Annotated in this window: 17 protein-coding genes, 1 tRNA gene and 2 pseudogenes; 5 read left to right on the top strand and 15 right to left on the bottom strand. The window is 58.2% G+C overall.

Annotation, left to right across the window (positions count from 1 at the left end; genetic code table 11):
• Nucleotides 1–7: 7 nt before the first annotated feature.
• The 6 genes from B5M07_RS03655 to B5M07_RS03680 all read right to left on the bottom strand — a co-directional run bounded on the left by B5M07_RS03655 (nt 8) and on the right by B5M07_RS03680 (nt 8775).
• On the bottom strand, nt 8–1537 hold the full coding sequence (locus tag B5M07_RS03655) for an AMP-binding protein (RefSeq protein ID WP_120350259.1): 1530 nt from the start codon (nt 1535–1537) through the stop codon (nt 8–10).
• The gene (locus tag B5M07_RS03660) at nt 1530–2036 is read right to left on the bottom strand and encodes a (2Fe-2S)-binding protein (protein WP_120350260.1); all 507 of its coding nucleotides are present in this window, start codon (nt 2034–2036) and stop codon (nt 1530–1532) included. The genes B5M07_RS03655 and B5M07_RS03660 overlap by 8 nt, the downstream gene beginning before the upstream one ends.
• Nucleotides 2024–2851 carry an FAD binding domain-containing protein gene (locus tag B5M07_RS03665; RefSeq protein WP_120350261.1) on the bottom strand — a complete coding sequence of 276 codons (828 nt, stop codon included), beginning with the start codon at nt 2849–2851 and terminating at the stop codon, nt 2024–2026. The genes B5M07_RS03660 and B5M07_RS03665 overlap by 13 nt, the downstream gene beginning before the upstream one ends.
• Nucleotides 2848–5829, bottom strand: a complete 2982-nt coding sequence (locus tag B5M07_RS03670) for a xanthine dehydrogenase family protein molybdopterin-binding subunit (protein WP_120350262.1) — start codon at nt 5827–5829, stop codon at nt 2848–2850. The genes B5M07_RS03665 and B5M07_RS03670 overlap by 4 nt, the downstream gene beginning before the upstream one ends.
• 115 nt (nt 5830–5944) lie before the next feature.
• The gene (locus B5M07_RS03675; protein WP_120350263.1) at nt 5945–6799 is read right to left on the bottom strand and encodes a helix-turn-helix domain-containing protein; all 855 of its coding nucleotides are present in this window, start codon (nt 6797–6799) and stop codon (nt 5945–5947) included.
• Between the two features lie 833 nt (nt 6800–7632).
• The gene (locus B5M07_RS03680) at nt 7633–8775 is read right to left on the bottom strand and encodes an HPP family protein (RefSeq protein WP_120350264.1); all 1143 of its coding nucleotides are present in this window, start codon (nt 8773–8775) and stop codon (nt 7633–7635) included.
• Between the two features lie 173 nt (nt 8776–8948).
• Between B5M07_RS03680 and B5M07_RS03685 the strand changes: the two genes are divergently transcribed.
• Both B5M07_RS03685 and B5M07_RS03695 read left to right on the top strand, forming a co-directional pair.
• A complete protein-coding gene (locus B5M07_RS03685; protein ID WP_254693953.1) occupies nt 8949–10202 on the top strand; it encodes a hypothetical protein in 1254 nt (417 codons plus the stop codon).
• Nucleotides 10203–10743: 541 nt separating this feature from the next.
• Nucleotides 10744–10976, top strand: a pseudogene (locus B5M07_RS03695) (transposase domain-containing protein); the annotation flags it as partial.
• Nucleotides 10977–11066: 90 nt separating this feature from the next.
• Here B5M07_RS03695 and B5M07_RS19710 read toward each other — a convergent pair.
• The 3 genes and pseudogenes from B5M07_RS19710 to B5M07_RS03705 all read right to left on the bottom strand — a co-directional run.
• Nucleotides 11067–11195 (bottom strand): annotated as a pseudogene (locus tag B5M07_RS19710) (hypothetical protein); the annotation flags it as partial.
• A 479-nt stretch (nt 11196–11674) separates the two neighbouring features.
• A complete protein-coding gene (locus B5M07_RS03700; RefSeq protein WP_120350265.1) occupies nt 11675–13204 on the bottom strand; it encodes a hypothetical protein in 1530 nt (509 codons plus the stop codon).
• Complete coding sequence (locus tag B5M07_RS03705; RefSeq protein WP_120350266.1) at nt 13201–15126, bottom strand: hypothetical protein; 1926 nt, start codon at nt 15124–15126, stop codon at nt 13201–13203. The genes B5M07_RS03700 and B5M07_RS03705 overlap by 4 nt, the downstream gene beginning before the upstream one ends.
• Before the next feature lie 50 nt (nt 15127–15176).
• Here B5M07_RS03705 and B5M07_RS03710 point away from each other — a divergent pair, with 50 nt between their 5' ends.
• Nucleotides 15177–16610 (top strand): hypothetical protein, encoded by a 1434-nt coding sequence (locus tag B5M07_RS03710; RefSeq protein ID WP_162931800.1) that lies wholly within the window; start codon nt 15177–15179, stop codon nt 16608–16610.
• Between the two features lie 188 nt (nt 16611–16798).
• Here the strand turns inward: B5M07_RS03710 and B5M07_RS03715 are convergent, their stop codons facing one another.
• The 6 genes from B5M07_RS03715 to B5M07_RS03740 form a co-directional block, all read right to left on the bottom strand.
• Nucleotides 16799–17482, bottom strand: a complete 684-nt coding sequence (locus tag B5M07_RS03715) for a hypothetical protein (protein ID WP_162931801.1) — start codon at nt 17480–17482, stop codon at nt 16799–16801.
• Between the two features lie 285 nt (nt 17483–17767).
• Nucleotides 17768–20293: a site-specific integrase gene (locus tag B5M07_RS03720; RefSeq protein WP_162931802.1), complete on the bottom strand. Its 2526-nt coding sequence runs from the start codon at nt 20291–20293 to the stop codon at nt 17768–17770.
• A 315-nt stretch (nt 20294–20608) separates the two neighbouring features.
• A tRNA-Gln gene (locus tag B5M07_RS03725) sits at nt 20609–20683 on the bottom strand.
• Nucleotides 20684–20745: 62 nt separating this feature from the next.
• Nucleotides 20746–22089, bottom strand: a complete 1344-nt coding sequence (locus B5M07_RS03730; protein WP_120350270.1) for a mechanosensitive ion channel family protein — start codon at nt 22087–22089, stop codon at nt 20746–20748.
• A gap of 66 nt (nt 22090–22155) precedes the next feature.
• Nucleotides 22156–23148, bottom strand: coding sequence for an NADPH:quinone reductase (locus B5M07_RS03735; protein ID WP_120352146.1), 993 nt, complete (start codon nt 23146–23148; stop codon nt 22156–22158).
• A gap of 77 nt (nt 23149–23225) precedes the next feature.
• The gene (locus B5M07_RS03740; RefSeq protein ID WP_120350271.1) at nt 23226–23735 is read right to left on the bottom strand and encodes an SH3 domain-containing protein; all 510 of its coding nucleotides are present in this window, start codon (nt 23733–23735) and stop codon (nt 23226–23228) included.
• A gap of 155 nt (nt 23736–23890) precedes the next feature.
• Here B5M07_RS03740 and B5M07_RS03745 point away from each other — a divergent pair, with 155 nt between their 5' ends.
• Both B5M07_RS03745 and B5M07_RS03750 read left to right on the top strand, forming a co-directional pair.
• Entirely contained in the window at nt 23891–24877 is a 987-nt protein-coding gene (locus tag B5M07_RS03745) for a 2-hydroxyacid dehydrogenase (RefSeq protein WP_120350272.1), read from the top strand.
• Between the two features lie 101 nt (nt 24878–24978).
• Nucleotides 24979–26382: an FAD-binding oxidoreductase gene (locus tag B5M07_RS03750; RefSeq protein WP_120350273.1), complete on the top strand. Its 1404-nt coding sequence runs from the start codon at nt 24979–24981 to the stop codon at nt 26380–26382.
• Nucleotides 26383–26581: the final 199 nt, after the last annotated feature.

A 26581-nucleotide genomic window follows, 5' to 3' on the forward strand; every position in this document is an offset into this window, starting at 1 on the left:
CTTGGGTTCATGCGGGTGTGGTCTCGGTCGGCTCGGCCTCGTATTCGCCTGCGACGAGCAGACGGCGGAGGAGCTTTCCGACCGGGGATTTCGGGATTTCGCGAACGAAAACGTAGCGGCGCGGACGGCGGAAATTGGACAGGTCCGAGTTGCGACAATGGGCGTCGAGATCGTCTTCGGTAACATCGCCGGCGCGCTTGACGAAGGCAGTCACGACCTTGCCCCAGCGCGCATCCGGCAGGCCGACCACCGCAACCTCGGCCACAGCGGGGTGCAGCGAGAGGCAGCTTTCTACCTCGACGGGTGAGACATTCTCGCCTCCGGTGATGATCATGTCGTCGGCGCGGCCCGTGACGAATAGATCACCGTCGTCGTCGAAATGGCCGCAGTCGCCGGTGAAATACCAGCCGTCGCGGATCGCCTTGCAGTCCGCCTCGGGGCGGTTCCAATAACCCTCGAAGGCCTCGTCGCCCTGCATGCAGGCAACGATTTCACCTTCCTCTCCCGGCGCGCAGGTCTCGCTGGCATCCGCCGCGCCGAGCGGCACGACGCGCAAACGCTGGTTGATCGCCGCGCGGCCCGCCGATCCGGGTTTGGCCGCAGCGTCCTGGCAGATGGAGAAGGTGTAGATCTCGGACGAGCCGTAATGGTTCACGAAAAGATCGGGCTGAAAAGCCTCCGCCAGTTTCTGCAACAGGCCATCGGTCATCGACGCGCCTGCAAAGCCCAGCTTGCGCACGCTTGCAACACGGTCCGGCGTGAATGCGGTGTGGTGGACAATGTCGTGATAGAGCGTCGGCACCAGATAGAGGTTGGTGACCCGATGCGTCTCGATGGCGTCCAGCGCGCCCGGCACGTCAAAGCGCGGCAGGCAGATGAAGGCACCGCCGATCACGCTGGCCGACAGAAGCGACCGGATGCCCATCGTGTGATAAAGCGGCATGACGCCCAGCGTGCGCTCGCCGTGATGATACATGTTCTGAGCCACATGGGCGATGGCGGCGGCGCGCTCGGCACGGTGGCGACGCGGCACGCCCTTTGGCTTCGAGGTCGTGCCGGATGTATAGAGCATGACCGACAGATCCTCGGGCCCCGCTTGTGGCACGGCGTCGGGCGCGTGTCCCGCCAGCAGCGCCGCGAGGCCCTGATCGCCGCCCAGAGGTATGACTGTCAGGCCGTGCGCCAGCACCGATCCGGCTACCGCATCGGACGCGGCATCATCATGCACCAGCACGCGGGTCGCGCTGTCGCGCAGGGCGTGGTCCAGCTCATCGGCGGTGACACGCCAGTTCACGGGTGTTATGACGATCCCGGCAAGCTGGCAGGCCCAATGCAGCGAAGCATTCTCCCACCGGTTCTGCATTGCCGTTACGAGCGTATCGCCCTTGCGCAGGCCGATCTGGCCAAGCCCGTCCACCAACGCGCTGATCCGGCAATACCAGTCGGCATGAGTGATTGTCTGGTCCCCTTCGGCGATGGCCATCGCGTCGGGGTCGCGTTCCACGGACGCGAGAAAGCTGGTTCCGAGGTCAAGCATCGATTGGTCCTCCCTTGATGCGGTTGCGAGCGGCAAGCGCCGCCTGAACGATGGGCACGTAACCCGTGCAGCGGCACAGATGTCCCGAGAGCGCCTCGCGGATCGCGCCTTCATCCGCGTCCGGTTGGCGCGAAAACAGCGCATCGAGCGTCATCAGGATGCCCGCGGTGCAGAAGCCACATTGCAGCGCAAAATGTTCGCGAAAAGCTTCTTGCAGAGAGCTCAGCGCATCGTCTGTCGCAAGCCCCTCCACTGTGCGGAGCTCGCAGCCCTCGGCCTGATGAGCGAGCATCAAGCAGGCGCGCGCGGGCTCCCCGTCGATTTGGACCGTGCACGCACCGCAGACGCCGTGCTCGCAGCCCACATGGGTGCCGGTCGCGCCGATCTCTTGGCGGAGGACATCCGTCAGCAATGTGCGTGGCGACACACGCGCCGAAACGGGACGTCCGTTCAGGGTGAAGCGCACCGGGTGCGTCTCGTCTTGGGTCAGTCGCGGCATGACAGTGCCTCCTTCAAGGTTGCGCGGCCGAGCTGCCGGACCAGATCGCGGCGGTAGCGGGCGGTCGCATGCAGGTCGTCGCGGGCCTGCAAATGCCAGGCGAACTCGTTCAACCGGTCATCGAGTCCTTGCGCGTCTGCGGGCAGATCGAGCGTGCGGGGCGTGTCGGCGACGCCGCCCACGCTCAGCGTGGCGGTGCCATCGGGTCGGGCGATGGCGGCGCAGGCGACGATGGCGAAATCACCATGGCGGCGGGCCACTTCGCGGAAGGCATATCCGGTGCCTGTCTGGCGGCCCGGGAAAGTGACCGAGGCGATCATCTCGCCGGGGGTTAGGTCGGTGGACATCATGCCCTGGAAGAAATCGCGCGCCGCGACGGCACGCGTCTTGCGGCGGCGGCGCAGGATAACGGAACCGCCGAGCGCGATCAGGCAGAGCGGCAGCTCTGCGCTGGGATCGGCATGGGCGACAGAACCGCAAACCGTGCCGCGATTGCGCAGTTGCGTGTGTCCGACCCATGGCAGCGCGGCGCGCACCAGCGGCAAGCGATCCGCCAGATCCGGCCAGCGTTCAAGCGTGCTCTGGCGCACGGCGGCCCCGATGGTGACGTTATCGCCCTTGGCCTCGATCCGTGACAGCTCCGGGATGCGAGTGATGTCAACGAGTGTGGCAGGGCGCGCGAGGCGCATGTTCAGCATCGGCATCAGCGACTGGCCGCCCGCGATGACCCGGGCCTCGGTGCCACCCTGATGCAGTGCTTCCAGCGCTTCGCCCATCTCCGTGGCGGCGACATAGTCGAATGGGGCGGGCTTCATGACCGGCCTCCTTTCGTTATGCGGTGGAAAAGGCCCATGAGCCGCGCCAAAGGCCCGGTGCCCGCGCCGCCGCAATGGCGGGCCAGCGCGCGGAAGAACTCGCCGATCACGACCTTGGCCGCGCCGTCCAGAAGCCGCCCGCCGACCGAGGCGACCTTGCCGCCGATCTCGGCCTCGTAGCGGTAGGCGATCTCAGTGCCGTCGTCGGTGTCGGTCAGTGTGATGCGGCCATGTCCGCCACCGGTGCCAAGCGCGCCGACAACTTGGCCCGACAGTGTCACGGCGTTGGGCGGGTCGAGGTCCGACAATTCAATATCGGCCTTGTAGCGGCCCCGGACCGGCCCGACGCCCAGCGTCACATCCGCTTTGAAGCGTGTCTCGCCGACCTTCTGCACGCCGTGCGAGCCGGGAATAATTGCATCGAGCGTCGCGGGATCCAGCAGCATCTGCCAGACATCGGTGCGGCTGGCCTGCACCACGGCGCGGCCTTCGCCCGTGAGCTTGCGCCCACCCACCGTGGCCTCGGCCTTCGTCTCGGGCACCGGGCTTTTCGGGCTGGGCTCGTCGCCGAAGATACACGCCGCGAGCTTGGACGCGGTCACTGGGAGGACGATATCTGGTGCATCGCCTTCGGGGGCCAGCGCGTCGGCCACGGCATTGGCGATGCAGACGGGTGTCGACATACAGTTGCCTTCGCCCACGCCCTTGGCACCGAGCGGAGTGAAGGGCGACGGCGTCTCGTGATGCAGGATGACTGGTTCGGGCACCTCGATCACCGTGGGCAAGAGGTAATCGGCCAGCGTGCCAGACTGGAATGATCCGTCCGCACCGTAGGCATATTCCTCAAGGAACGCCGCGCCGACCGCCTGAGCAAAGCCCCCGCGCACCTGTCCTTCCACCATGGCGGGATGCAGGATGCGCCCGCAATCGTGCATAGTCACATATCGGTCGATCTTGGGCTCGGCGGTCTCGTGGTCGATCTCGACCCCGCAGAAATCGAAGATGAATCCGTGACAGAGCGAGGAGTTAATCCCGTCCTCGGATGTCGGGGCCTCCAGTTCGGGCGGGCTCCAATAGACCGTCTCGCGCAGGGTCTGATCCACGCCGTCCGGCAGGGTGCCTGGCGACCAGTGCGCCGTGGCGGCGACCCGCGCGAAGGACAGGCTGTTGTCAGGATTGTCCCTGGCTTGTATGCGGCCCGCCTCGAAGGACACGTCCTCGAGCGCAATGTTCAGCTGCGTGGCCGCGACCTTTGCCAGCTTTTCGCGCAGCCGCGTTGCTGCGATCTCGGTCGCACCAGCGACCGCCGGGGCAAAGCGCGAGGCGTAGTTGCCCGAGGCGATGGACCAGGCATCGCGCATTGTGTCCACATCGGCCAGAACGCGCACCGCCTCCATCGGCAGGCCGAACTTGTCGGCCACGACCTGCGCCAGCACGGTCCGGTGGCCTTGACCCTGCGGGACCGAGGCGACCTTAACCGTAACCGAGCCGAGCGGGTCGATTGCGATGGTTGCGGTTGCCTGCGCGCCATTCTTGGGCCCCGCTTTGGCACGCTCTTCAGGGGTCAGGACGGTGGTGATGTAGCCCATATTCGACACCGAAGGCTCAACAACGCAGGCAAAGCCGATGCCATACCGTCGGCCTTCGGCGCGGGCCTTGTCGCGGCGGGCGTAAAGCTCGGCCAGACCGCCTTCGGCGACCGCGCGGTCCAGCACCGTGGCGTAATCGCCCGAGTCGTAGAGCGCACCGCTTGCCGTGCGGTAGGGAAACGCCCCGGCAGGGATGAGGTTGCGGCGGATGACCTCCAGCCGGTCCAGCCCAAGCTGCCGGGCGATGGCATCCATCAGCCGCTCCAGCGCGAAATAGATTTGTGGGCCGCCAAAGCCGCGGTTAAGGCCCGTTGGCGTCTTGTTCGTAAGCACGACACGATTGCGGATCGCCAGATTCTGGATGTCGTAGGCACCGGTCATGTTGCCGTGCATCCGGTAGAGCGTAGCAGGCTCCGGCGCGCGCAGATGGGCACCGCAATCCTCGATCTGATCCCAATCAAGTGCGGTGATCCGGCCATCCGCCTCAACCGCCGCTTCAATCCGGGTCTGCCGATTGGTCGCAGAAACGCTGGCAGACAGATGCTCCAGCCGGTCCTCGATCCACTTGACCGGCGCGCCCGCGATGCGCGCGGCGATGCCTGCGAGAATCATGTAGGGAAAGACGCCCTGCTTGATCCCGAACGAGCCACCGGAATCGGGCGGTGTGCGCAGCCGCAGCCGGTTGCCCGGCACGTTCAGCGACCGGGCCACCACCGCGTGGATTGAGAAAGGGCCCTGGAAATTCGCGGTGACGTCATAGGCATCCTCGCCCGGCTCGTAGCTGGCGATCACGCCGTAGGTTTCGATGGGGGTGCAGGCGCTGCGCGGATAGGTAACGTCGATGCCAATCCGGCTCGAGGCAGCCTCGAACGCCGCTTCGGGATCGCCGTAGCGGAAGCGCCTTTCGTTAATGAGGTTTCCGCCGAGGCTGGAATGAAGCACCGGCGCATCGTCCGAGAGCGCCGCGACGGGATCGACCACTGCGCCGAGCGGGCCATAGTCAACCGCGACCAGATCTGCGGCATCCTCGGCCAAGTAGCGGTCGGTTGCCACGACCATGACCAGCGGTTCGCCGACATAGCGCACGCGATCCACCGCCATCGGCCAGCATTCGACATCGGCCTTCACGCCTACGGTCATCGACCGGGTGCGTGCGGCGACGTCCTGTCCGGTGATGACGGCGACGACGCCGGGCGCGCGGGCCGCCTCGGCGGTGTCGATCGACCGGATGTCGGCGTGTCCGTGCGGCGACCGCACGAAGGCCAACGCCAGCGTTCCGGGTGCCACCGGCAGATCGTCGATGTAACGCCCGTGCCCCGACAGGAGTGCCGGATCCTCGACGCGTGCGACCGAGCGGCCGACGAGTAGTTCTGTAACGGTATCTTTCATGTCTCCTCCCGGCTTGGCATGGGCAAGCCCTTGGGAAAGAACGTTAGGCGCGCATCCGCAGGCCCTGCGATCCCCCCAGGTCTCGGACCTTACCGAGGAGTCTCAAAAACAGGGGTCAGCCGCTGTCGCGAAGCGCCGAGACATCGCGGAAGGTGCTCGGCGAGGAGCCAGCATGGTCGTGGAAGAAGCGCGAGAAATGCGCCGGCACTGAGAAGCCCAAATCGACAGAGATGTCGGTGAAGCTGCGGGTGTCGTTTGCGACTGCCTGCACCGCGCGCTCCACTCGCTGGGTGTTCAGATAGACACGCGGAGAAATGCCGGTCTCGGCCTCAAACAACCGGAAGAAATGCGCGCGGGACACGCCGCTTTCGCGTGCCAACCACTCCATCGAAGGAATGCGAGCCGGGTCCGCTCGCATCAAGGCCTGAGCCCGCGCGATCCGCCGGTCGGGCGCGCGCATTGCTGTGGCCCGCGCCCGGAGCGACGGCTGCACCTCGCGCCAAAGCGCCAGCCGCTCGATGATCGCAACCATTAGCTGCCCGATAAGACGTTCATGTGCTGCGGCGCCGCCTGGGTCCTGCACCATCGCCTCGGCGGTCTCGCCGACCTGACGGCGGATCTGCGGGGTGATGGCACCGCCCGGATGTGGGAAAAAACCCGGTCCCGCACTCGCTTCCCAATTGTCGCGAAACGCACGCAGCCAAATCGGTTCAATGTAAAGCGCGAGGATGATCGTCGGCGGCTGGCCTGCGCGGTGCACGTAGCTGTGGTGCTCCCAAGCGTTGATGAGCACGGCGCTTTCATCGGTTAGCGCCACGCACCGCCCGCCCACATCAAACTCGGTATCGGCACCCTCGACCTTCAGCAGCACGTGGCATTGCGCATGGGCATGCTTGACGAGGGGACGGTCCATATCAAGGAGAGCGACCCGCCCGAACGTCCCGATAGCGATCCTCAGAGCAGACGACATCAGGGATCGTTACCAGTTTTCGCGAACCTGTCAATCTCGCTCGGCTGCAGGTATCGTGACGGTTAGGCGTTTCAGAACATCGTCTACGGCACTTGATCAGGCTGTAACTGAACGCGATTTGCGGTTGGCGGATACGACGCCTGTTCAATGTGGTCGCAATCTGGTCGGCTTAATAATTCTGTTTCTTTGGTGCGGAAATCGCTCCGCTTAGCGCAAATGCACTTCGCTATGCGCAAAACCCCTTCGGCGACACAGAAGCCATTTCCTTTCAGTCGCATGGAAATTTGAGCTTCTTCCAAATCTCAGTCGTGTGAGCGGAGCAGAGCCTTACATCGACAAGCGTAGTCACAGATGAAACTGTCAAATACCGAATGATTGAATAGAAAGAGAAGGCTGAGCACTGGTCGTTGGCTGCGCTGGCAACGAACGTCAGCTCCGGGCCGTTCTTGCTGGTCCTGCTGATGCCGCACCTGCGAAAAAGTCTGCCCCTCACGCGGACAATTTGGGCTCATTCCGGCCTTTGGCCGCACAATGCATGAAAGTCCGGTTTGGGCCGTGAGCGACGTCGCCAGTGACGGCTGAAACCGCAGATGCCGCGTTGCGGAGAATGGCAGGAACGAGCCCACTTTGCCGCTTTTCGACAGCGCAGCTAAAGTCTGTTACCGTGGTGAGAGGCGACGATGATCAAAAGCGCCTTGGATATTAAACAGGGTTTATTGAAGCGCCAAACGAAGAATTTGTGAGCTCTCCAACGTTTTTTTTCGGGAGGCGTGCGAAAATCTACTTGGTTAATGCATTTCATAACTCATGCGAGAATTTCGTAATTCTATAGATTATTTATCCAGACTTTTCCGCGCCAACGCGCTGATCAGATCCGTGCGTGTGACGATCCCTATTAGTTGACCGCGCTCTAAGACGGGGACGGCGTCAACAGCTCCGTCAGCCATCTGGGGAAGCAGCGCCGACAAGGGGGTGTCTGCGGTTGCACGTGGTCCGCCGACGCTCATGATATCAGTTGCTTGCACAGGTATTTCACGGCGGCGGTCAAGCAGTCGGTGTAATGCCTTCCCGAAGCCGCGCTTGAGGCGCAAACTATCCTCACGAGCCCGGTCGATGAGATGTATTTGAAAGATAACCCCCAGAAATCGGTCTGCACCCCCTACGACCGGCAATGCTGTAAACCGGTAACGCCGGAACAAATCTGCTATCTCTGTTAAAGGCGTTTCCGGCTGAACCGTAATCAGATTGTGCGACATGATATCAGCGGCGACCGTTGGCCCCGACCTTTGGGCTGCCACCTGCATTTCCGCAGCACCAAGCAAGCGCGCCAGATCCTCGACTCCAAGATTGAAAGATTGTTTATAGCGGCCCAAAATGTCGGACAGTTCTGCCTCAGTTAATCCAAGACGCTTCATTGGCTCAAGGTCTTGCGTCCCATAACGGTTAGGATCATCGAACTGGCGGAATGGATAGTGTCGCCCTGTCATGCGTCCGTATACCATGGCAATAAGGACCAAAACGACCGTGCCGATCCCAATCGGCATAAGGGCAAAATAAAACCCTAACTCCTGCACCGCGTCAGGGCTCATTGCTACTGTCATCGCGACGGCACCAGCCGGTGGGTGTAACGCACGACACAGTATAGTCACGGTAATTGCCAAGCCCACAGCTAAAGCAATACGTAGAACGGGGTCCTGCACGACCAGACATACCGCAACACCGACCAAGGAGGCGGTAACGTTGCCGATAATCGCCGACCACGGTTGAGCCAGCGGGCTGTTCGGAACGGCAAAAAGAAGAACCGAACTCGCTCCGAACGGCGCGACCAAATATAAGCCAAGCGTCAAATCAATCCTTGGTGCGAGAACAAAGGCTCCAGCCAAAGCAAGCCCGACGAATGCACCAAGGCCCGCTCGAAGGGCTTCGACAGGCGAACTTTTCGCGACGGCAGGACCAAATGAACCAAGATGAGACAGAGCAAGAACTTTCAGTTTGCGGTAGGCTCGCTCTTTCAGAAATTAAGAAAATTGGCAACGCCTGCAAAGTCTGCACTACGAACCTAAAACCCCTATAACGTCTGATCCTCTATTTGCAGCTGTGGCGAAGGTCAGCTGTGAGCCCTTATCCACTGATGCTGCATGATGCATGAATGTCAACTTTTCAGGACATTACTGTTGTTGCTCCGCTCCATCCTATCTGCTTTTGTCGGCCCATGCTGAACGCTGCCATCCTCGCAACAGTCACGCTCGCTGGGGCGATATTGATTTGGCCCCGTGTTGCCAATTCTATTGTCTGGCGCGCGACAATAACGCCTTTGGCTTCGATTATCGGCAGCGGTTTTCTGGTTCTTGGGCCAATCCTTGATGTTAGTTACGGGGGGTATGCACCGCTGGTCATGGTTGGCCTGTGTATGGTGGCCTATCTATTTGGAAGCGCGATCCGGTTTAATATTGCCGACATTGAAACGAGACCTGCCGCATCACGATTGACCGACGGACTTGAAACCATGGCGTCCATCGTGCTTGCGTTCGCGTTCATTGTGTCTGTTGCCTACTACCTCAACCTGTTTGGTGCATTTGGAGTGAGCCTGACGGAGCTTGACGACCAGTTTCACGCGAAATTACTGACCACGGCGGTCTTCACATTGATCCTCTTCACAGGATTGACCCGAGGCTTTTCAGCGCTTGAACGCATGGAGCAGGTTTCAGTGTGTCTGAAACTGATGATCATCGCGGGTCTTTTGCTCGGCCTTATGGTGCATTTTGGCGAGGCCACAGGCCGAGGTGCATTGCAGTTCGATGCGCCGCGGGTCACCGGATGGGCGAGCCTTACACTGATGGCGGGTTTGATCGTAACTGTTCAAGGTTTCGAAACGTCACGCTACCTTGGATCGACCTACGATGCGCGAATGCGTATCCAGTCGATGCAGTTGGCACAGTGGATATCTACAGTCATTTACTGCATCTACATTGTGCTTCTGACCTATGCGTTCGAAAGTGATCCTCTGTCTTTAGACGAGACGGCGATTATTGATTTGATGCAGATTGTCGCACCGATTTTGCCGCTATTGCTGGTTATCGCTGCGCTTAGCGCCCAATTCAGCGCAGCAATTGCGGACACCAGCGGGTCGGGTGGCCTGATTACCGAGGTTTCCAAAGGTGCGATTAAGGAGCGTGTGGCGTATGCGCTACTGGTTGGCATTGGGGTCTTGCTGACATGGACCGCAAATATCTTCGAGATAATCAGCTATGCCTCGCGGGCTTTCGCGCTTTATTATGCTCTACAGGCCGGCATCGCGGCTATCCGTGCATGGCGAGGCAATCACCTTGCGAAAGCAACCCTCTTTGGCGGTGTGGCACTGTTAGGCGTTGCAATCGCGGCATTTGGAACACCGGTCGAGTAAAAGCGGACGCTCCACAAAGCGACATCAATGTCGCCTACGTCCCGCGTTGCAGTCATCAAGCGTGCGGAAATGCTACGCTTGTGCGGCAATGTCCGCTTTGCGTGCTGCAACCGCAGCATCAAATAAGGGCGTCGAGAGTCCGGTATGGGCCGGATGCCGTCGTGACCCACGAAGGATATTCGTTATGGCGTCAACACTTTTGCGACCGCAACCCATGACCCATCCGCTTAGCTGGTTCGACCTCGGCCTCGCCGCGCAATGGCCATGTCTGTGTGAGGCCCTTGATGATCACAAAAGGGCGGTGTCAGAACCACCCAGCCCGGTCGCTGCTGCGGCCCGAAACGCGACGTCGGCCTTGTGGCGTTCAAGGAGTGCGCGAAGGGGCAGACTGCCGGGCTCGGCGGCCACGGCAGCATGAAAAAGACAGCCATGTGATGTCTCGGTTTTCATCCATTTACCGATGCGCGAAAGGATCGCGTCGAGCCCCTTTTCAGCCTCTTATGATAGATTGTCGCAAACAAAGGCAAAATAGCGCTGGTGCCTGGAGCTGGACAACAACACCGCCGAACGGGCGATGCGATCCGTCGCAAATACTATCTGTTTGTAGGATCATCAAATGCCGGCAAGGCCGCCGCAATCGCCTACACCCTGATCGAAACCGCCAAGCTGAACGGTATCGATCCGCAGGCATGGCTGGCCGATACCCTTGCCCGCATTCCAGACTACAAGATCAACCGTGTCGATGATCTGCTGCAATGGATAACCACACCGTAGGGCAGTCAGGCCGGACGCTTACGTTCCAACGATGCTCATTCCACTTAGGCTGGTTGTAACAAAGCCTTTCCGCTCCCAGAATGCCCGTCCTTATGGACTGATGTTCATAACTCCGAGATACAGATTTTTAGCTCCGCCTGTTTTTGCGAGTTCTTCCAAATGTGATAGAATGATCTGTCCAAAGCCCTGATTTCGCGTCCACGGGGCAAGTATCATAAGCCCGACATAAGCGTCACAAGTTCAGGAAATCAAATAGAAAATCGGCAATGCCCAACAGATGTTCATGCAAAAACACGCCCACAAGGCATGTTTTGCGCGGATCGCAGTTTGGCGGAGTGTCTCCGAAAAACTCTTTCGCTTTTCCAAAGCCGGGCTGATGGCTGCTCTGCAGCTTCCCAGTAATCGTGCGCCGCGGCGTAGAATGATTTAACTCCGGGCAGGCCAGACGCCTTGTCGAGCTTCTTAATTCGTAGCCCGTGCCCATCCGCATGTGGAATATGGAAAGTGGGAAGGTGGTTTGTGATGTCGTAGCGACGGCCAATCAGTTTTTAGTAATCAGTAAATTGGTCGACAAGATACGACAAGGAGAAGAATGCGCAGACAACAATTCGTTTTGGAGTGGAAGTTTCGTAAGTTTCATTTTCCAATGGGAGTGCGCGCTTTATTCTCGAGGGCCAAAAAACAAGTGGGATTGAGCATCATAGCTTTGTGTTGCTAACGGTCAAACTTTCGAGAGCTGATTTCAGGTCTCCGTAATCCTTTCGGTCATTCTCGATCCGTTGAAGCCGCCGTCTGCGAAGTTTTTCACAATGGAACGCCAAAACCACATCGTCTTTGTAGTGTTTATTCAATGTCTTAACGGTTGAATGATGGGCCGACGGCATTGCAAGGCTTGTTCCTTCGATGCCGTGGTGAATATTTGCATCTGTATAGTTCATGACACGAAGCGTAGTGAAGCTGTTGCCTGTGAGCGTCTGAAATATCCGCGGAATGTGGCTCGCCGCTGCGGGGTAGCCGTTAAATAGAACGAAGAGTTGTCGCTTTTCCCGCAGCAGTTTCTCCCTCAGCGTGGGAAGCAGGGCGGCGGATGCATCATTCAGGACAAGCGCATCAATGAACTTGCCAGCTTCGTTATGGATGGGGAACTTGAACACCTCGGGGCGGCGGGCATGGGTCTTTTGTATCTGTGTCTTGATTACCCATTCATCCCGTTCCCAAAATAGGGTCTCACCAAAGACAAGCTGCGCCGAGGCATTGCGGAGCGGTGCGTTTGCGAAGACCGCGAGAATTGTTGCTGCGTTGCGCATTTGATGTCGTTTTTTAGGGCGCTCCTCGGCAGCTACACCAGCGAGTAAAGTATCTGCCATATCAAGGATTCGATCAGTCGAATTGCCAGTTCGAGCCAGTGCAAAGAACTTCAGAGCTTTCTGTCCGTTCTCTTTATCTTCAAACTCGCGATAATAGTTTTTGAGATGCTGGATAACTTCCGGCGCTACGCCACTATACCTCGCGAACACCAGGAGCGCCTCCGCTGAACCGCGAAGGGTCGCCCAGCGCAACCCGTGTGGCCTTCGGGAAAGGCGTTGTTTTAGATCGGCGAGATAGCCGTCTATCCCCGCCAAGCTGAGCTCGGAATCAATCCCCAAATGGCCGGTAAACCATGCATATTGGCATAGTTTCTCCCTCATTCGCTCCACGATACTCCGGGCAGGCACCTGCATTTCAGCTTCCTGGGCAGGCAGACCATCTGCAGCACGGCGCAAGGCGCTCTTGTAAGCCTCAGGAAGCTCAACAGGCGGGATGGACAAATGCCGTTGCTTTGGAGGACGCCGCAGCGGTGGCGCTATAGGGTCCCAATCGAGAGCTTCGTAAATAGGGCGAAGCCCTTGGCTTTTGGTCGGACCGCCTACGCTGGTCGTGCTTTTCGCTATCGGTTTTGGCACAGGCACCAGAAACAGGCGCGTTTCACGTATTACGGGCAGAAAAGCAGGCTGACAGACTGCAAAAACCTCTTGTAGCTGATCGATGCGAAGCGTTCTCTCGAAACTGGTGCAGTCTCCAAGCCAGTTGTGGATGTCGCCAACAGATGGTGATGGAAGGTTGCGCTGGACAATGAAGTCAAAAAAGGTGTCAGCAGTTGCAATCGAAGTCGCGGACAACTCTGCGAACCCGGGAAGCAGGACGAGGCGTTTCCACACGGGGCGCGCCAGAATATCTTGAATATTCATATATCGGCCTTCGTGACTTTAACCGAGAGCGTTGCTCGCTGTGCACGACGTTCGTATCTTTGTTCCTGCAATGACCGGCTCTGCCGCTCTCTATCGATGAAGGCGTAGTGCTGGCGCAGCGTTTTTTCGGTGTCTCCAGTGAGGGTCTCGAGAGCTGCGTAGCAAGTGGGATCGTAAAAGATCTCGATGGTGCAGAGCCCATGCCTAAAGTTATGCGGTAGAAGGAAAAGCCCAATCTTGTCAGAGCATTCTGCAAGCCATCCGTCGAATGTAGAGATGACAAGAGCCCCAGGCTCTGGTTCAATCTTCGGAAACAAGTGATCTGAGTGGTCGGCACCGCCGAAGAGAGGACGAATGCGAGCCAGAAAGAATGATAGAATACGATACGCATCGCTACCAAGCCCACTTTTTTCAAAGATGAAGCGTGGCAAATATTGGTTTCGCCTCGTCATGGCATCGCCGTTTTTCAACAGTTCATTCGGCATAGAAATTTCAATACGAGGACGTTGCTTGTCGGCTTGGTGATCGAAGAAAGTTTGCGGATGCCCCGCGAACTTAAGGTCACCGATAACATTGGATTTGCGAAATGGTGCGCCTTCGAGTTCAATCGCGGCAAAGGCGGCACAAACACCATACATCCTGGCTTGGCGAAGAAGGCTCGCCGCAAGACGCAGCTGGTCCCTTGAAAGTGGCTGCGTTTCGGGAGACCGACTGTAGGTCAGAAGATCAATTCCTTCAATTTTCGCCATCTCAATTGCCGCAACCGCTTTTTCGGCATAGCTGAAATGTTGACTTTCGAAGGTCTGGATGGCGATAGGGCTATTCAGGAGGTTCCTGCAAAATTCTTCTACTTTCGGAGACATGATCTTGCTGGCGGCTTGCCCCTCGATGAGCACTGGCAGCGATTTAACGAGCTTTTCAACCTTCGCGGACTCGTCTTCGAGGCCACGCGACGAAAGAATAAGCTTCAGACAGATGGCATAGGAAAACAGAGTTCGCGGGGCCAACCCTCCAGAGCCACCTGTTTTCTTGCACAGACGGACAAGCGTCTTTTCGATCGAGTCGAGACTAAACAACGACGTCAGACCGTTAACAGTTTCCAGATCGCTGTCGGTCGCGATTTCGCGAATATAAGCGCGTAAGGCAGCGGTATATACACCCTTGCTGCTTTCGGAATACTGCTGGGCAGTTGCGTCCCTCGCTTCCAAGGTCAACATGTCGTGGTGGTAGACCACGGTCGCGTTCTGCACCCATATTTGTGCTTCCTCATGCAGAAAGCTTGGAATATTTGTTTCGATACGCAGAACACCGGCAAGTGATCCAATTTCTTCCGGTGGCAAAAGCGGCAGGCAGGTCGGAAACTGACGGAGATAGTCAAGAACGCCGGCAGCCAGCTTAACTCGACCCCATACATCCGAGCTCACACAATCTTCGCGCAGATCAATGACCCGGTCACGGACCATATCATCCATATCATACCCCCGAGCCCGTGCAAAATCTATCAGGCGGGGTAAGTTGCGGGTTTGTGAAGCCTTAAGCAAATTTGCGTCGACAAGATCGGGCAGAACCTGCAGCAATCGCGTGAAGCCATCTTGCATTTTTCGACGCTCATTGCGCTTTTGTAGCTCGCCAGAAAAGAACTCGATCATACGGCGTCCGTCTGTTTGATATTGCCTATACGTCGCTGGCGAGATGCCCCAGCTCTTAATTTTCGAATTGAGAGCTGCATTTCCTTTTCTATATTTTGGTGCGACCCCCATGTATGCTTCCAAAGATCCTTCAAGCGTATCAAGATGGCGGTGCTTGTATCCGCGTTTGTTAAACATGCGCTCCAGATTGGTAGCATATTGATTCACGGTGGGGTCTTCATGATCTTTACCGGCGCGGATAATATCGAGCATTGTATTGCAAACGGTGGTCATTTTCCTGTCCTTTAAGTTCGTTGTTATCGGGAAGATTGGCCGTTTTCGGGATGGCGGTAATAAAAACCGGGAGATTTACCCACTCCCAAAACTGGCTAAGAGCCGATATTTCTCAACTTTTTGATACCGAGGATCTGAACTCAGATACTGCGGATCGGTTGGAACGATCTCTGCAACAATGGTGCGGTGAATTTATCGAAACGCCTCGCGATGTTATTAGGCTTATGAACTCGCTACGGTTAAACTTTTTACCTGTGAAGGGTCGTGTAGATCCTGGCGACATGGTCTTCTTGGAAATGGTGCGCATCAAGAACAACGCTCTCTTTAACTGGATAGAAGAATACGTATCGAACCTGTCTGCGATTGGAGATTGGGGCTACGTTTTGCCCGGCGCCCATGAGCGCTTAGGAGCTTCCCTTCTGGTGGCCATCGATGCAGAGGGCTCCGAGCGAGACCAATTCATATATGCATTGCGGGAACACCTACCCGGGCTTGATTTAGCCTCGCTGAATCAGGACGGTGAGGAGTTCAAAGTATTTGATCTTTCGGAAAGCGATCAGCTACGTTCATTTTCGGCATCAAAGCGCCTCGCCAGCCCAAATCACTACAGCCTCTACTTCTCATTTTCCAGCCCATCTGGGAGTATCAGCGATTTCGTATTGGACCAATTTTTAAGCGCTTGCGCCGAGAAGCCAGAAATTGCCTTGGCGCGCTTTCGCCAGCTGGTTGGTAGCAAGCGCCCGCAAGGAGGTAGACTTGCAGAAGTTCTCTTAGACCGGATCTTGGGGGTCAGTGGACGTATCGGGGTATCCCAAATTCATGGCCTTTTTTCCGTGCTCGGAGAAGCCATCGACGATCTTGCCCCTGTTGCAAAAACATATTCTGGATACCCACAGTTCCTAAGGGGAAACCGTCAAGAGGTATTTGGGCTAATAGTTAATATGAAGGACCCCGAACAGCGGAAAAACACGCTCCAAACACTGTTCACCGAAGCGAAATCGTTAGCTTGGCTTGCAGGAATTGTCAGAGAAGCAATCTTTGAACATGGCGTTTTTGGGCATAGAGCGGAACCAGAAGATGCTCGGCTCCTCAGCACCGAAGAGTTTGAGCTGGTTAGGGATATCTTTCTTAACCGACTAACTGGGCTACCACCCGAAGAATTGATGGAAGTTCCCCAATTCTTGTCGCTAATGATTACGTGGCAGCAAACAGGTGATACGGAAGGAGCGCGAAACTGGATAGCTGACCAAACAACGACTGACCCTGGCTTACTGAACGTCTTGCAAAAGATGATGAGTTGGAGCGATTCTTCGGCACACGGTGTCCAGTATAAGCTTAGAATAAATACCCTCGATACCTTCTTCGGGGGTCATTCACTGGTTCAAGACAGACTGATGAGGATAGCCGCAGATGATAGAGTCGGCACCGACGATAGATCATTGGCGAGCAAAATGCTTAGAAATTTAGATGATGATATGCGGTGAGAGAGAGTTCGCACTGTGAAAAGTTCACAGAACCCTCGAGCAACGGATAGGGTTGGTGGACACCTCATAAGTTACCAATATAAGATACTTCAAAACATTGACTTGAGGGAATTTGATTGGCCCCGGCAATAGGAATTGAACCTACGACCAATTGATTAACAGCCTAATCGTTGTTTTGAACGTCACAATTATTCAAGTTTGTTAGACACTGCTTCTCTTCTTGTTGCGTGGCCGCGGCCGACTACGTCTGTCTGGTTTTCGACGCTGCCGCCATACTGCTTATACTGACCCATAAACTGCTGCGCGAAATCGTTTGCGCCGCGAAGCCGGGTAACCTCTTCCTTAATTTCACTTAATTGATTTCGAAGGTATGCAGCATCAGCAATGCTACAATCCCTCTGCTCGACAAGCTCCTGTTTGTCTTTCTCGAGCTGGTTTATTTCCGCTTCAAGTTCTGAAATGTGCCGTTGCGCCGATCGCTTATCGAATTGCAGTTCTGCGCATCGCGTCTTCGCTTCGGCCTGACATTTCGCGTTCTGCTCCGCGACCAATATCGCAAAGGCATCGCGCGCTCCCTTCATGAAGTGATCTATTGATGCGGTGACAGTTTCGGGCAACGTGGAAAGCAATGCGCGATCCTGATCTTGTTGAAGCTCTGAAACCGCATCGTCCACCACCCGCTTTAGGCTCTCCAAGCGGATCGTGTCCTTAATGCCGTATGTCTGGCAAAGCTCTTCCTTTACGAGAGAGGCATTGATGCTGGCTCGTGGGGTCCCGTTTTCCAGAAGGAGTTCGACGACCTCGTAAACCAATTCAGGCTGGTAACTTAGAGGGCGTCCGCGATGCTTCATTTTCGGTGCATTGTTTGTCATTTGAAGATTGCCTTACTATTTGTCAAACCGAGTTTGACAAACTCGGGGTGCGCTTTCGTTGTCTGGAGGATGTGGGTGCGCTTTCAATCTCGCAGAAATTATTTCTGACAAAAGCCCCACTGGATCCAAGTAATAACTACAATTGGGACGTAATTAGTCACCAGGTCGTCGCGGGTAAGGCTGACCTTGGTTCGCCGAATCTGAGATTTATTATGCGCGAGATTCAGCGGGCACTTGGCCGCAGGTTTCACTTTGTCAAATATCTTGAAATTCAAGAGAACAAGGTTAACGACTTAGTCCTGGCCGGACAGATTTAGTGCGGCGTCGTTCGATGGTCAGAGCGCGCGCAGGGCGCCCGGTTTCCTGGATTGGCACCGGGGATACATCCCCAGCATGGAGGAGGCATTCTCCGAGCCGTGCACAGGCACTATCGCCGATGTGACCTAATCGTCCACGCAAGTAAACTTTGGATTTCTCAGGGACAAGAATGCGACGGCGCAGATTGAATCGTGTCGGAATGTCGATTTGCGCCTCGATCATCTCTTTCGGCTGCACCAAAGAAAGTTCATGCGGCACCACCCCTGAAGCATTCATTGGCCCACCCCATGCAACGTCGAGATAAGTTTGCCCTGCAAGTGTGCGAGTATCGACAATCAGCCCCGGACGTGGCGCGGAACCGCTGCTTCGCGTAGGAAACAAGCAGATTACAAGGTCGCCTCGACCAAGAGAAGCAGTTCGCAGGGCTGCGTTATCCGCTTCCGAAATGGGCTCATGCTCAAGATTATTGTCCAACCTTGCCTGATCGCCGTGCGCACGGCGTTCTTCGCGACGCACTTGATTATAAAAAGGTTTGTCATCGACCAAAATCAGCAGATGCTCGAGCGCGGCCGTTGCCTCTTCATTCGCTGGCATAGTTAATGAATACTGCCGACTGAGCGACAGGATCCGCGTCGCGACTTCCACTGCATCAAGCGAGGCACATTCACCCCAGGGGGTTTCCGATGGGGCTTTCTGGCCAGGGATTGTTGCTTCGAAAATTATCTCGTCCGTTTCTGAATCGCGGAGTAGGACGGCGGAAACCTCTCGCTGATCGGTCAACGCCAATTCAACATCGAGGGCAGTTAAGAGCAGCGCGCTGCTACCCGTAATAATTGGAAAATCAAAGCGGCGATCACGTCCGACAATGATGCCGTAGTCGAGAGCGTCGAGGATGTCTTTCAGTTCGAGAAGGCCGTGGTCTGTGTAATGGCGGTCAATGGTTGTGCCTTCAAGGTGGCCGAGTATTTTTTGCCGGGTGCCGGTATCGATGCCAAGTTGCATAAGTTTAGAAGAAAGGGTCCGGCGCATTGCATAGATGTCTTCTCGTTCCGAGTGGAGCTTTAGTGTTTTAAGCAAATTACGAAGTCTATCACCGAAAATTTGCGACCTACGGCCGTGGTTTTTGTCCGGCTGAATTTCAGGAAAGAGCCAAGTTTCACCTGCCTTTTTTCGCGCCACGATCCATTCTCTAAAACCGAGTTCGAGCAAGATCTGCGGAATGGGGAGAACACGCCGCGACTGCTCATTCTTGAGCATCGAATCTTCCTCGTCTCCTACAAAAAGACAAAGGATGCCATCGCGGCGAATTACGTCCGCCACGGTCGCTTGGAGAATTTCTTCCGGTCGGACTCCCATCGTGATCATTATTAAGGGAACCCAATAGATTGCATCTCTTGTGATATATCTTCTGCTCGCTGTCGCCTTGCGACTACGCTGCGATTGTGAAGAGGTGCCAAAATAAATTGGTGAGCTCAGTAACTTTGACAAGCGTTCAAGCGACCAGGACATCCGGCGTTTCGGACGGGACACCCGCATCGGCAGACCGCATGGGGTCTTTTGTGCCTTATGCCATGCCCGCATGCGACTATTCAGTTGCGCATGAGAAGGGAGGATGCGGTCCTCATCGTCAAGGTCGCGAGCTACGCGCTTCTTGCCAAGCGCCGCGCGGAGTATACGATTGAACATGTCGCGCTGAGTAAACAAGTATCCATCTGTGATCCGAGGAGTCAGTTCTTGAACCAATCGGCGGCGCTTGTCGGGTATCGACATCGTGTCGAGGTTCGTGATCTCCGAAATAAGTTTGGCGTCATTTGTATTGGCCTGAAGAATTTCATTATGGGGGCACAGTTCTTTTCCTACCTGCCCATGGCGGTTCCGTCCGTGGGACTTGCCCCAAGCTTTTGGCAACATCCAGACCAAGTGTAAAAACTCGAAAGATTGCTCGAGCACGATCGCTGAGGCGGGGATGTCGCCGAAGAAGGCGAGCGCGAGCTTTCCGATAACGCGAATTTTGGTCTCAACATCGCGGGGTGCTTCCGAACAGGCCTTTTCGATAGCTTCCGATAGCTGCATCGGTGGTTTGAGGGCTTCCCGGGTCGGCGTGATGCCATGGCCAAGTAATATCTCTCGCCCTGCATTCAGCGGGTCTTCAAAGTTTTGCTCTACACTCAGGCTTAGATCGTTAAGTTGGCGGATGAGTGCCAACACTTGCCGAGCCACCGCCGGAGCGGCAAGGTCATCAAGATCCATACCATTTTTACGTGCAATTTCACCTGCGAAGGGCATTGCGACAGACCAGTCCCTTGCTTTCTGGGCAGCTCGGATACGATCACTTTCTGCAATAATTTGGCTGACGTGGGGGTCCGAGTTGCCGATAGAAAGATCGCTTTCCTGTCTGGCAATCATTCGAACAAAGGCCTGACGCACAAGCTCTTTCAGCATCTCCTGGATGCGTCCCGAGTTTACTGGCGACTCCTGAAGTTCGATCAGCATGTTTCGTTCTCCTGCTTCCACGGCGGTAAGCAGGTCGGCCGACCGCTTTACCGCTTCAGAGAGGATATTTGTTCGAAGAGAGACAGACAGAAATTCTGGGGCGCCATTTTTTCGCAATGGCGTCGTCCAGCGTCTCCGAAAGTAGAAGACCCCGTTTCTGCGAACGAGATGAAGTCCCCACTTCCTTCGCGAGTCACTTGGCCTGCATCCCGGCCGATGTGAACCAGTTTGTGAACCACCGCGAAGTGGAGATGGGAGGGTGGCCGCTTGATCAACGGCTATCCCATTGGGAACTATGCGCTTTTTCATGTGTGTTGGCTGGGATGGTAGGATTCGAACCTACGGTACACTGTACCAAAAACAGTTGCCTTACCACTTGGCTACATCCCAACACAGGGCGCTAATTAGAGTTCTCTGGCCCGGGGTGCAAGACCCGTTTTTGATAAATTAGCCTATTCTTCGGCGGCATCAACGGAGAGCAGGTCTTTGCTGGGCAATTCGGCGCGTTCCTGCGCGACGATGCGGGTCAGCTCACGCTCGGTTTGGGGGGCAACTGGCTGTGCGGCGGCGGGATTCGCGGGCGCGCTCGGCGTTTGGGGCGAATCGTGCTGCGCGGTGGGGGACGATTCGCTTTGGGTGATCAGCCGATAGGCGGGAGGCTGTGCGGTGAGGCGCGCCGCGTCAAAGGCGGCCAGCGTCAGGCGAATCGCTTCGCTGCGCGCCGCGACCAGATCGGTGGTCTCTTGATTGATCCAACCGGCGAATTGCATGTTGATCCAGTGATCGGCGACCTCCTCCACCCAAGCGGCGGCTTCGGGGCTGGGCAGGACAAAGGGAAGCCCATTCAACACCTCCAGCGCCAAGTCTCGGGCGCGGGCCAGATCGGCGTCGCTGGCCACCGAAAGGGTAAAGGTGAACCGCCGCTCGGCGTTGCGCGAGTAGTTAATGATCCGGCTTTTAAAGACGGTGGCATTGGGAATGCGCAGATGGTTGCCGTCATAGCTGAGCAAGATCGTGGCGCGGCTGGTCAGGCGGATCACCTTGCCGGTGTCACCGTCAATCTCGACCGTGTCATTGGGGCGGAACGGCTGGCGGATCGACAGCATGATGGAGGCGATGAAATTCTCGACCGTGTCGCGCACCGCGAAACCGATGGCGAGGCCGACGATCCCCGCCGCGCCAAGGATGCCCGACAGCAGCGCGGTGGCCCCAAGGATATCCAGCGCCACGACCAAGGCGACAATAATAAAGGCCAACCGGATAATCTGACGGTAGATATCGGCGATGAAGGCATTGGGGGCGAGCCGCTCCCATGGGTTGCGCAGTCGCGCCAGTGCCAGCCCGCCCACCACGATCAGGGCAAAGACCCCAAGCGCCACCAAGGCCAGCGGCAGGAAAGCCACGGCTTGCTCCATACGCGCCCTGAAACGGTCCACTGCGGGGTTAAGCCGTTCGGAGACATCGGTGCTTTCCCGGACCTCGTTGCGGATCGCCACTACGCCTTCGACGCGGCCTGCCAACTCGCTCAACCGTCCGGCGCTGGCGGTGTCGAGCGTGGTACCGCGCAGGGTGACGATGCCCGAGGACACGGAGACGCCGACCTTCTCAAACCCTTCAAGCTCGCGCAGGATGACGCGGATGCGGTTGGCAATGGCGGCGTCTGCCGTGGCGTTCCCTTCGACGGCGATGGTGCCTTCGGGCTGGTCGTTGTCCTGCGCCGAGGCGGGGGCCAGCGGCAGGGCAAGAAGCAGAAATAGACACAAGAGCAGGCGGGGCAGGGCAGGGATCAGGCGCATGGGGGTCTCCGTCGACGGGCAGGGCCACCGCCCCTCGGTGAGGGCGGTGGCTGGTCAATTAGCGCACTACCCCCGACAATCGAGCAGCACCGCCCCGCTGCGCTGTCCGGCCTCGACCAACGCATGCGCGCGGGCGGCCTCGGAAAGCGGGAGAACCGTATCGACGGGGCAGCGCAGGGCCCCGTCTTCCAGCGCGTGATGCAGTCGGGTGATCGCCTGTTCGCGCGGGCCTGCGGGCAGGAGGTAGATCAGGATGATGTCGATGGTCACCGCTTTGAACAGAAGCGGGTAGAAGGGTAGCGTGGGCGACATTTCCGCCGCCGAGCCATAGGCGGCGATGCGGCCGTTGGGGGCGATGACTTCGGTATCGGTGGTGAGGTTCAGGCCGAACTCCGTTTCGACGATGGTCTCGACAGGCTTGCCGCCGTTGGCGTCCAAAACGGCGGCGGCGAGATCGGGATCGGCGTAGCTCAGCACCGCATCGGCGCCGGCCTCGCGGACCAGATCATTGTCGCGCGGGCTGCAGGTGGCAATCACTTTGGCCCCGCCCCATTTCGCCAATTGCACGGCGAGATAGCCTACGGTTCCGGCACCGCCTTGGATCAGCACCGTCTCCCCGGCCACGCCGCCGCCGCCGAAAACGGCGTGGCAGGCTGTCAGCCCCGGAATGCCAAGCTGTGCGCCGGTCTCAAAAGAGACGCCTTTGGGCAGCGGCACGGCCTGATGCGCGGGCAGGGTGATCTGCTGTGCCGCCGTGCCAAAGGCGCGTTGCCACTGGGCGTTCCAAACCCAGACCTTTTGACCCACACGGGCAGAATCGACGCCCGCACCCACGGCGATGATCTCTCCCGCGCCATCGCTATGGGGAATGACCTGCGGGAAGGGTGGTTTGGTCACGCCGGGGCGGGTGCCCGCGCGGGCCTTTACGTCCGATGGGTTCACGCCCGAATGGCTCAGCGCCACGCAGACCTCGCCGGGTTGCGGGGCGGGGCTGTCGATCTCTGACAGACGCAGCACATCTGCGGCGGCTCCGAATTGGTCATAGGTGATGGCTTGCATGGCGCTCTCTCCGGCTTGAATTTTGCCGGCAGAGTGGCGCAAGCGCCGGGATCATGCAATTGGCCTGAAAGGCGGTGTTATTCGCGCAGCTCCTTGGGGCCAACACCCCAAAGCCGCACTTTGGGGGCCCAGCCGGTAAAGCCGCCCGAACGCAACTCGCACCATTCAAGCGTGCATTCGCCCAAGCGCGCCACCACGCCCAGTTCCAACCGCGCCACCACGGCGGCCTTTGGGTCGGGGTTGACGTGAAGCTGCAGCATGTCTTGTTCGACCAAGACAGTGCGGGTGCCCGACAAAAGCGAGTAATGCACCCAGCCGCCCATGCCATCGCGGTCTTCGACCCGGCGCCAGTGGCCATGTTCGGCGGTGATCCTGAGCGGCAGGTCGCGGCGTTTGTACACCCAGTCGATCCGGTGCGACAGCGACGGGCCGCGGCGGACGTTGCCCTCTGAGGCTTTCATCGAAACGAAACGGGGGAGGGGCAGGTTGGTGACCTGTCCGCGCGCCTCTTGTGCGACGCCGGAGGTCGCCTGCGCCAAAAGCAGCGCGCCCACCATCAGGGCACTGCGAAGGAAAGCGGTTATCATGGAATTGCCTGCTATGCGGTTCACTGCTGTGGGTCGGTGCTGTGCAAATCTGCGGGTTATTGTTGCTCTTTTTCCGGCGCGAGTTCTTGTGCCTCGTCGCTGCATGAGACACCATGCCTGTGAAACGAGGCGACGCCAAGACCGGGAGAGCAGGCATGTCAAAGAAGCGGTTGAGTGTTGTAGTGACGCGACGGTTGCCAGAGGCGGTGGAAACACGGCTGTCAGAGCTGTTTGACGTGACCCTACGCGAAGATGACAAGCCCATGACCCGCGAGGAATTGGGCGCGGCGATGCGCCAAGCGGATGTGCTGGTGCCGACGATCACGGATGAAATCGACGCGCCGCTGATCACGCAGGCGGGCGAGCGGCTGAAACTGATCGCGAATTACGGGGCGGGGGTCGATCATATCGACGTGGCCACCGCGCGCCAGCGCGGCGTGCTGGTGTCGAACACCCCCGGGGTTCTGACCGATGATACCGCCGATATGACCATGGCGCTGATCTTGGCCGTGACCCGCCGCATGCCCGAGGGCATGGCGGTGATGCAATCGGGCAATTGGGACGGCTGGGCGCCCACCGCGCTGATGGGCGGACGCGTGGGCGGACGGCGTTTGGGCATTTTGGGCATGGGCCGGATCGGTCAGGCCGTGGCGCGCCGCGCGCGGGCCTTTGGCATGCAGGTGCATTACCACAATCGCAAACGCCTGCGTGAAGAGGTCGAAAGCGCCTTGGAGGCGACCTATTGGGACAGCCTTGATCAGATGGTCAGCCGGATGGACGTGATCAGCATCAACTGCCCCCATACGCCCAGTACCTTTCATCTGATGAACGCCCGCCGTTTGGGGCTGATGAAGCCCGACGCGGTGATCGTGAACACCTCCCGCGGGGAGGTGATCGACGAGAACGCCCTGACGCGGATGCTCCGTGCGGGTGACATCAAAGGCGCGGGGCTGGATGTTTATGAGCATGGGCGGGAGATTAATCCCCGTCTGCGCGAGTTGAAAAACGTCGTGCTGCTGCCGCATATGGGGTCGGCCACACTCGAAGGCCGGATCGAGATGGGCGAGAAGGTCTTGATCAATATCAAAACCTTCGATGACGGCCACCGGCCGCCAGATCAGGTTGTGCCCTCCATGCTGTAAGCCCGCAGGAGCGGCGGACTGGCGGCTATTGAAGGAACGTATTTTCGCAGTTGCGTCCGCAGGCATTCCAGCGGCGCACAGACGCTGTTGGGAGATGAAAATTGACGAAGATCGCAGAACTGCAGCGCAATGAGGCGGGCATTGCCGCAGCGTTAGATGAATTGGCACAAGCCTTTGGGCCCAATCTGCTGACCGGCCAAGCCATTCGCGAACAGCATGGCCACACCACCACATGGATCGAGACGCAGGCCCCCGACGGGGTGGTCATGGCGCGCTCGACCGACGATGTGGCGCAGGCGGTGCGTATTTGTGCCGCGCATCGGGTGCCGGTGATTGCCTTCGGCACGGGCACCTCGCTCGAAGGACATGTGAACGCGCCGGCGGGCGGGATTTGCATTGATGTCATGCAGATGGACCGGGTGCTTGAGGTGAACGCGGGCGATCTGGATTGCCGGGTGCAACCCGGCGTGACCCGCGAGGCGTTGAACACCCATTTGCGCGATCAGGGGCTGTTTTTCCCGATTGATCCCGGTGCCAATGCCTCGCTTGGGGGGATGACCGCGACGCGGGCCAGCGGCACCAATGCGGTGCGCTATGGCACGATGAAAGACAATGTGCTGAGCCTTGAGGTGGTGATGGCCGATGGCCGGGTGATCCGCACCGGCGGCCGGGCGCGGAAATCCTCGGCGGGGTATGATTTGACCCGGCTGATGGTCGGCTCGGAGGGGACGCTGGGGATCATCACTGAGATCACGCTGCGTTTGCAGGGCATTCCCGAGGCGATCTCCTCGGCGCGCTGTTCTTTCCCGACGGTGCAGGCGGCCTGTGAGACGGTGATGGCGGTCATCCAATATGGGCTCCCCGTGGCGCGGATTGAGCTTTTGGACGCCGATGTGGTGAAGGCCGTGAACGCCTATTCCAAGCTGACGTTACCTGAAACCCCGCTTTTGTTGTTGGAATTCCACGGCTCTGACGCAGGGGTTGTCGAACAGGCGGAAACCTTTGGCATGTTGGCCGAAGAATTTGGCGGCACCGGCTATGCGGCGACCACAACCCCTGAAGAGCGCAACAAACTGTGGCAGGCGCGGCATGACGGCTATTGGGCCGTTCTGGCGCTGCGACCGGGGTGCAAGGCCGTGGCGACGGATGTCTGCGTGCCGATCTCCCGGTTGGCCGATGCCGTGGTCGCGGCACAGGCGCGGGCGGAGGAGTTGAAGCTGATCGCGCCCATCGTGGGCCACGCAGGCGACGGGAACTTCCATGCATCGCTGTTGATCGACATGGACGACGCCGATGAGGTGGCGCGGGGCGAGGCGTTTGTGAGCTGGCTGGCGGAATTGGCGATCTCTATGGATGGGACATGCACCGGCGAACATGGGATCGGGCAGGGCAAGCGGGCCTATCTGGGCAAGGAATTGGGCGCTGCGGTGGATGTGATGGCGACGCTCAAGGCGGCGCTGGATCCGGATAATATTTTGAACCCGGGGAAGATCTTGCCGGGGTGAGATGGGGGGGCCTGCCCTGATGTTGTGCGGCGGGAAATGTGGTGCACGGTATTTGTAAAAGGATGAAGTTGGGGTGGCGGTGCTCTGACGCGGGATTGGCGCGTATGGTGAGGGGGTAAGGTCGGTTTTTGGCCATGTTGGGTCGGCTGGTGCCTGCGGTCTCTTGCCCTGCTGCGTACAACGGGGTGAGCCTAGGGCA

This window comes from Sulfitobacter sp. D7, from assembly GCF_003611275.1.
In the GTDB taxonomy this organism is placed as follows: Bacteria; Pseudomonadota; Alphaproteobacteria; order Rhodobacterales; family Rhodobacteraceae; genus Sulfitobacter; species Sulfitobacter profundi.